This is a genomic window from Helicobacter sp. T3_23-1059, from assembly GCF_053654515.1.
The window spans coordinates 1-7,301 of record NZ_JBSIUV010000078.1 but is presented as its reverse complement, the minus strand read 5'-3'; the positions used below and the strand labels follow the sequence as shown (position 1 = coordinate 7,301).

The following is a 7,301-nucleotide window of genomic DNA, read 5'->3' as shown; positions in this document are numbered from 1 at the left end:
ATAAAAAATCCACCCAAATGCGATTCCGCTTAGCACGATAAGCCCGCGCCTTGTGCCAAATAAAATCGTATTTCTAGCCACTAGCAACATATCTGGTCCGGGTGTTATCGCTCCTATAAAACCTATGGCAAAAAGCATTATCATAGCGGTATTTATAGACATTGTTGTCCTTTTTTAAATGATTTTGGGGTTTATCAAACGCGATTATAAAGCAAAAAAGTAGATAAAAAATTATCGTAAAATCTGCCAAAAAATGTGCAATTTTGTAAAAATATGTCTAAAAATCGTGCATTTTCACTTAGCATTAAGATTTTATCAAAACATAAAGTTATATAATGATTTTAACTAAATATCAAAGGAGTAACGATGAGTGAAGCAAGAGACACAAAAGCAGAATTTAAGATTCTAGGTGAATTTGAAAAGGGAATCTGGCAAGATGAAATCAATGTGCGTGATTTTATCGTCAAAAATTTCACGCCTTATGAGGGCGATGAGAGTTTTTTAAGCGCGCCTACAAATGCGACAAAGCAGCTGTGGGAGCAGGTTTGCACACTAATGAAAGTAGAGAGAGAGCGCAAGGGCGTGTATGATGTCAGCACGGATATTATCTCTAGCATTACTTCGCATAATGCGGGCTATATTGATAAAGATTTAGAAGTCATCGTAGGACTACAAACTGATGAACCGCTAAAACGCGCGATAATGCCTTTTGGCGGGTATCGTATGGTGCTAAATTCGCTTAAAGCATACAACAAAAAAGAGGATGCCCAAGTGGCAAATGTGTTTAAATATCGCAAGACGCATAATGACGGCGTGTTTGACGCATATAGCGATGAAATGCTCCTCGCGCGCAAAGTAGGAATCATCACAGGACTCCCCGATGCCTATGGCAGAGGGAGAATCATCGGGGATTATCGCCGAGTGGCACTCTATGGCGTAGATAGGCTTATCGAAGAGAAAACCAAAGCAAAGAAAAAGCTCACTCCCGATGTGATGAGCGAAGAAGTGATTCGCTTGCGCGAAGAAATCTCTGAGCAGATAAAGGCACTAAATGAGCTAAAGGAAATGGCATTAGGCTATGGATTTGATATTTCTGCGCCTGCTAAGGATATAAAAGAGGCGATTCAGTGGCTTTACTTTGGCTACCTTGCCGCGATAAAGGAGCAAAACGGCGCAGCAATGAGCATAGGGAGAATCTCCACATTTTTAGATATTTACGCCCAGCGGGATTTAAGTCTTGGCAAATACACAGAGAGCGAAATCCAAGAAATGATAGACCATTTTGTGATGAAGCTACGAATGGTGCGATTTTTGCGCACGCCCGAGTATGATGAACTCTTTAGCGGGGACCCCACTTGGGTTACGGAATGTATCGGGGGAATGTGCCTTGATGGACGCCCGCTTGTAACCAAAATGAGCTATCGCTTCCTCCATACGCTTTATAATCTAGGACCAGCCCCAGAGCCAAATATGACCGTGCTTTGGAATACACGATTGCCACAGAATTTCAAGGATTTTTGCGCACGGGTGAGTATTGATACTTCATCGATTCAATATGAGAGCGATGAGATAATGCTAAAGGAATTTGGCGATGACTACGCGATTGCGTGTTGCGTAAGCCCGATGAAAATCGGCAAGCAAATGCAGTTTTTTGGGGCGCGGTGCAACCTCGCAAAAGCCATACTTTACGCCATAAATGGTGGCAAAGATGAAAAGCTAGGCGTGCAAGTCGCGCCTATGATAGCCCCCATTACGAGTGAGTATTTGGACTATGATGAGGTGAAAGGGCGGCTAGATATTGTGCTTGATTGGCTAGCGCGGCTCTATATCAACACGCTTAATGTCATTCACTATATGCACGATAAATACTGCTATGAACGAATCGAAATGGCGTTGCATAACGAAGAAGTAGTGCGCACTATGGCAGGGGGAATCGCGGGGCTTAGCGTGATAGCGGATTCTCTCTCTGCGATACAATACGCTAAAGTCAAGCCTATCCGCAATGAAGCGGGGCTAGCGGTGGATTTTGAGATTGCGGGGGATTATCCAAAATATGGCAACGATGATGATAGAGTGGATAGCATCGCAGTAGATTTGGTAAAAAGTTTCTCTCAAAAGCTCGCTTTGCACCCAACTTATCGAGAATCCACGCCCACAATGAGCGTGCTAACCATAACCTCAAATGTCGTCTATGGAAAAAAGACTGGCTCTACGCCTGATGGACGCAAAGCAGGCGAGCCATTTGCCCCGGGGGCAAACCCTATGCACGGACGCGATACAAACGGCTGTGTAGCGAGCTTTTGCTCTGTGGCAAAACTGCCATTTAAATACTCAAAAGATGGGATTTCAAATACATTTTCTATCGTGCCAAGTGCGCTAGGGAGCGACCGTGGAGCGCAGGAGCAAAATCTCGTATCACTAATGGACGGGTATTTCGCTGATGATGGCTATCATCTCAATGTCAATGTGCTACAAAAAGATATGCTAAAAGATGCTATGGAGCACCCCGAGAAATACCCCCAACTTACCATTCGTGTAAGTGGCTATGCGGTGAATTTCATCAAACTCACAAAAGAGCAACAACTCGATGTCATCTCAAGGACATTCCACGAGAAGATGTAGATTTTGGAGGTGGGTTTGTCATATTTGGGCGTTGAAAAAGTCAAAATATATTAGATTCTAGAATTTAAATTCTAGAATCTTGTGCTTGTATTGATTTGCACCAAATAATTAGCATTTAAGAATAATTCAAGTAGAATACAAGCTAAAGTTTCGTATGGAGAATTTAAATGCTAAACACGCTTTTTGAATATCATAGTCCTATACATTCTAATGTTGAATCTGTGTCGTTGGATTCTCTTGCTAATGTTTATAAGTCAAAAATTAACCAAACAATTACCATAGAATCAATCAAAAAACTTGGATTAGAGCGCAGTGAATCTAACCTTGAAAATTTGCTAAAACTTTTTTATGAGGATTTTGAAATCGAGCTAAAAAGAGAGATTGTCTCATCTATCGGTAGGCAAAAAAATAATGACAAAATCTATGAGTTTTTAGCCAAAGAAGCGTTTAACACTCACTATATGGAAGTTGTCTATCAAATGTTTCGCACAGCATTATATAAAGCAAAAAATGATGAGCGATTTAAAATTTTGCGTGATAAAATGTTGGCACATTACAATAATGAAGTTATGCAAAAAATGTTTGAATATTATGAGTTTAGACAAAAACGACAAAACACAAAATCACAAGAAATCCAAATCACAAAACCATCGCTTTTAATAGGCGATAATAGAGCCACACTTGATAAAATCCACGACAAACAAATTCAACTAATTTTTACCTCTCCGCCGTATTATAACGCAAGAATTTACAGCGACTATAAAAGCTATGAGGAATATTTAAATTCTATGCTTGAAAGTCTAAAACAATGTCATAGAATTTTAGAAGACGGAAGATTTATACTTATCAATGTTTCGCCTGTGATTACCAAAAGAGCGGGAAGAGAATTTGAATCGATTCGTTATCCAATACATTTTGACTTTCATAAAATCTTAATAGAAGCGGGATTTTATTTTATCGATGAAATTATTTGGATAAAGCCCGAGTATTCCGTGCCAAATCGTATAGCGGGATATTTACAAACTAAAAAGCCATTAAGTTATAAGCCAAATTGCATTACGGAAAGCGTTATGGTTTATCGCAAAAATTCGCCTTTTTTACTTGATAAAAATATCAAAGCCCACACAAAAATATGTAACAAAAATATTAAAAATGACGAACAAATCGATTCTACAAATTGTTGGTATATTTCGCCAAAATCGGACAAAAATCACCCCGCGGTTTTTCCCTCCGAACTTTGCGAGAAAGTTTTAAAATATTATTCTTTTGAAAACGATATTGTATGCGACCCGTTTGCGGGAAGCGGGACATTTGGAAAAGTCGCTATAAAAATGAATAGAATGCCTTTGCTTTGTGAACAAAATAAAGAATATTGCGAGAAATTAAAAAAGAGCGGTTTTTATGAGATTTAACGAAATAATAATTAAACAAACGATAGATAAACTTATTAACGGAAAAGATTATAGGGAGGAAGTCATTAACGCTATCAATGTGGAATTTTTAGATTTTGCTTTGGAATTTTTTAAGAAAATTTTGAATGCAAAAATGAATGATACGAATATCAATTTAGATTGGTATAAAAAGAATTTTATTAACAATGAGAAAATCAAACCCGATGACGCGGCGATTTTTGCGGGAATGAATAAAAAGACGATTAGCAATATTTATGGAAGCGCGACAAAAGAAATTATGATAAATGTCGCAAATAGCAATATTGATTATTTGGAATCTATTTTAGATTCACTTGGAAACGAAACGCAAAATATAGGAATTAGCATAAAAATTTCTTATAAAAATATTAGCGTTGAATTAAATTTAAATGAGAGTTTGCTTGTTATAAACGCTCTTGCCACAAAGAAAATTGCTTTGCGTGGCGGAGCTTGGAGTAGCATTGGAAAAAGAGTAGAAAAACCTTTAATGTTGGAATTATGTGCTTTATGCGGAGTGCCACAAGAATTTATAAACGCAGATATTTTTAAGAAAAGCGGAGAATTAGATTTTGATAGAGAAGTGGATTTTGAACTTTTTAATAAAGATAAAAGCAAGATTTATAGAGTGGAAGTAAAACTAATGGGCAAAGGAAATCCCGAATCTGCGGATGCCGTAATAGCAAGAGATACAAATATTTTTATCGCCGATACTTTGAGTTTGCAAAATAAAAATCAATTAAAATCTTTAAATATAGAATTTTTGGAATTAAAAAATAATAAAAATTCATTAGCGGATTTTAAGAAAATATTAGAGCGATTAGAGATACCGCATAAGTAGTATTTAGGCAACAAATTCAAAATGCAGGAACATTATAATGGCTAAAGATATGCACAAAGAACAATGGGATAGCTCGACATTGACTAAATTAGAAGTATTAGAAAAATATGTTGATGATTGGCTAAATATAACTTTGAGTTTTGGCAAAGATAACCCATTGTATGAAACACTTGAAATTTATGATTTGTTTTGTGGGAGTGGTTTTGATGGGACACAAACACAAAAGGGCTCACCACTAAGGATACTTGATGCTATACTCAAAAGAAATCGCAAAGGCAAAACAATCAAAATTTATTTTAACGATAGCGATAAAAACAAAATCAATGATTTAGAAAAATTTATAGCAGAAAAATATCAAAACTTAGAAGCCCATAAAATTCAACTTAATTTTAGTTTTGATGATGTTACCACTTATCGCATAACTTCAAAAAATTATTACAAACTGATTTTTTTAGACCAATACGGAATCCAACATATCAATAAAATAGATGAATTTTTGTGTAGAGGAACAGATATTTTGTTTTTCATTTCATCTGGGCATTGTAGGCGATTTTTAGAAGATAAATCTTTTCAAAGATACCTTGATACTGAGTTAATAAGTAAAAAAGATTTTGAAAATAAACCAAACTACGAGACACATAGAATCATTGCCCAATACTTTAAGAAAAAATATACAAGTAGTTTTATTGCACCTTTTTCTTTGATTAAAGATAACGAAAATATCAATGGACTTATTTTTATATCTAATCATCAAAAAGGGCAAGAGCAATTTCTAAAAACTGCTTGGGCTATTGATAAAGACTTTGGTGAGGGGAATAGAAATTTGGACAGAGATTACACAAGAGATAAAAATAGTTTGTTTTATGATAATAATGAGCTAACCAAAAAAGAAAAAATATATAAGGAACTTTTAATTGAGTTTTTGCAAGAAGCAAGGACAAATATGGAAATTAAGACATTTGGACTAGATAATGGATTTTTGCCAAAACATACCAACAAAATATTAAAAGAAATACAAGATAAAATAAAATGCGAATATGAAGGCAATACAAAAAGTGGATTTCACCTAGACGACAAAGAGGTGAAAGTTAAAATCAGGTATGTGTCGCAATGATGAAACCAACCAAAATCGAATGGACACAATCAAGTTGGAATCCAACCATAGGTTGCGACAAAGTCAGCAGCGGGTGTAAAAACTGCTACGCTGAAGCTATGGCAAGGCGACTGCAAGCTATCGGCAACCCCGACTATAAAGACGGTTTTGCATTCAAAATGCTCCCACAACGGCTAGATGAACCAAGACGCAACAAAAAGCCCACGCTGTATTTTGTAAATTCTATGAGCGATTTATTCCACGAAAAAATGGATTTTGACTTTTTAGACTCCATAATGCAAACTATCAAAGACACGCCACACCACCAATACCAAATCCTAACCAAACGCCCACAAAGAATGCGCGAGTATTTTCTAAAAAACGAGATTCCACCAAATGCGTGGCTAGGCACTACGGTGGAGTCAAATAGAGTAAAATTTCGCATAGATTTATTGCGCGATTTGAATGCACGCGTGAAATGGCTATCGTGCGAGCCGTTGATAAGCGATTTGGGAGAGCTAGATTTACGCGGGATTGATTGGGTTATCGTGGGTGGGGAGAGCGGGTGTAATGCGCGCCCTATGCAAGAATCGTGGGTGCTAAGTATTAAAAATCAATGCGAAGCACAAAAGGTGGCGTTTTTCTTTAAACAATGGGGTGCGTGGGGAAGCGATGGGATAAAGCGAAGCAAAAAAGAAAACGGCGCATTATTACAGGGCAAAATCTACCACAGCTACCCTCAAATAAGCCAATCCACACAACTAAACCTCATAAATTACGCAAACAAAAATCACAAAACCTAGATTTAGAGCAAAGCCCAAGCAATTTATCCTTTGTGATATTGGAGGCTTTGAGGGGGCTAAAATATCCATATCCTCATATTGCTATTTAGCAGGAAGCGAAATCCCACATTTTGCGCTATTTGCGATACTTCACACCCTTAATATCACAAGGGGGCTTGTCCCCTCATTAGCACAGAGGGGGGCTTTGGCGTGGGTTTTTTCCTCGTCATTGCGAGATTCTAGGATTTTGTCAAAAAGCCTAGATTTGTGGTAATCCGTCATTTTATCATTGCGAGCAGTCGGCACGACTTCGTGGCAATCTAGCTCTTTATTGTCATATTAGCGTAGCACTTAGCGCGAAGTAAAATCTCTATTTCGCGCTATTTTCTATGTTTTGCTCGACTTTGGCTTTGGCGGATTGTAGCAAATCTTTTGATTTTTTGCGTAGGGCGAAAGATTTTTGGATTTTGGAGGCGATTTGCTCTTGTGTGGCGGTGTCTATTTTGGGGATTTCCAAATTGCCCACTTCCTCTAAA

General features: G+C 37.3%; 6 protein-coding genes. 5 read left to right on the top strand and 1 reads right to left on the bottom strand.

Annotated features, from left to right (window positions below; all coding sequences use genetic code 11):
• Positions 1-366 precede the first annotated feature (366 nt).
• The 5 genes from pflB (at position 367) to ACWIX0_RS12480 (ending at position 6,786) form a co-directional block, all read left to right on the top strand.
• A complete protein-coding gene (gene pflB / locus ACWIX0_RS12500) occupies positions 367-2,622 on the top strand; it encodes a formate C-acetyltransferase (RefSeq protein ID WP_454174319.1) in 2,256 nt (751 codons plus the stop codon).
• Between the two features lie 167 nt (positions 2,623-2,789).
• On the top strand, positions 2,790-4,034 hold the full coding sequence (locus tag ACWIX0_RS12495) for a DNA-methyltransferase (protein WP_454174318.1): 1,245 nt from the start codon (positions 2,790-2,792) through the stop codon (positions 4,032-4,034).
• The gene (locus tag ACWIX0_RS12490; protein WP_454174317.1) at positions 4,024-4,890 is read left to right on the top strand and encodes a CfrBI family restriction endonuclease; all 867 of its coding nucleotides are present in this window, start codon (positions 4,024-4,026) and stop codon (positions 4,888-4,890) included. The genes ACWIX0_RS12495 and ACWIX0_RS12490 overlap by 11 nt, the downstream gene beginning before the upstream one ends.
• Positions 4,891-4,927: 37 nt before the next feature.
• Positions 4,928-6,004 carry a three-Cys-motif partner protein TcmP gene (gene tcmP / locus ACWIX0_RS12485; protein ID WP_454174316.1) on the top strand — a complete coding sequence of 359 codons (1,077 nt, stop codon included), beginning with the start codon at positions 4,928-4,930 and terminating at the stop codon, positions 6,002-6,004.
• A complete protein-coding gene (locus ACWIX0_RS12480) occupies positions 6,001-6,786 on the top strand; it encodes a DUF5131 family protein (RefSeq protein WP_454174315.1) in 786 nt (261 codons plus the stop codon). The genes tcmP and ACWIX0_RS12480 overlap by 4 nt, the downstream gene beginning before the upstream one ends.
• 129 nt (positions 6,787-6,915) lie before the next feature.
• Here the strand turns inward: ACWIX0_RS12480 and ACWIX0_RS12475 are convergent, their stop codons facing one another.
• Positions 6,916-7,047, bottom strand: coding sequence for a hypothetical protein (locus ACWIX0_RS12475; protein ID WP_454174314.1), 132 nt, complete (start codon positions 7,045-7,047; stop codon positions 6,916-6,918).
• Positions 7,048-7,301 lie beyond the last annotated feature (254 nt).

Bases quoted from the DNA above. Each gene is read 5' to 3' on its own strand.
- ACWIX0_RS12475 (WP_454174314.1), bottom strand. From the start codon at position 7,047: ATGACGGATTACCACAAATCTAGGCTTTTTGACAAAATCCTAGAATCT.
- tcmP (WP_454174316.1), top strand. From the start codon at position 4,928: ATGGCTAAAGATATGCACAAAGAACAATGGGATAGCTCGACATTGACT.
- pflB (WP_454174319.1), top strand. From the start codon at position 367: ATGAGTGAAGCAAGAGACACAAAAGCAGAATTTAAGATTCTAGGTGAA.
- ACWIX0_RS12495 (WP_454174318.1), top strand. From the start codon at position 2,790: ATGCTAAACACGCTTTTTGAATATCATAGTCCTATACATTCTAATGTT.
- ACWIX0_RS12480 (WP_454174315.1), top strand. From the start codon at position 6,001: ATGATGAAACCAACCAAAATCGAATGGACACAATCAAGTTGGAATCCA.
- ACWIX0_RS12490 (WP_454174317.1), top strand. From the start codon at position 4,024: ATGAGATTTAACGAAATAATAATTAAACAAACGATAGATAAACTTATT.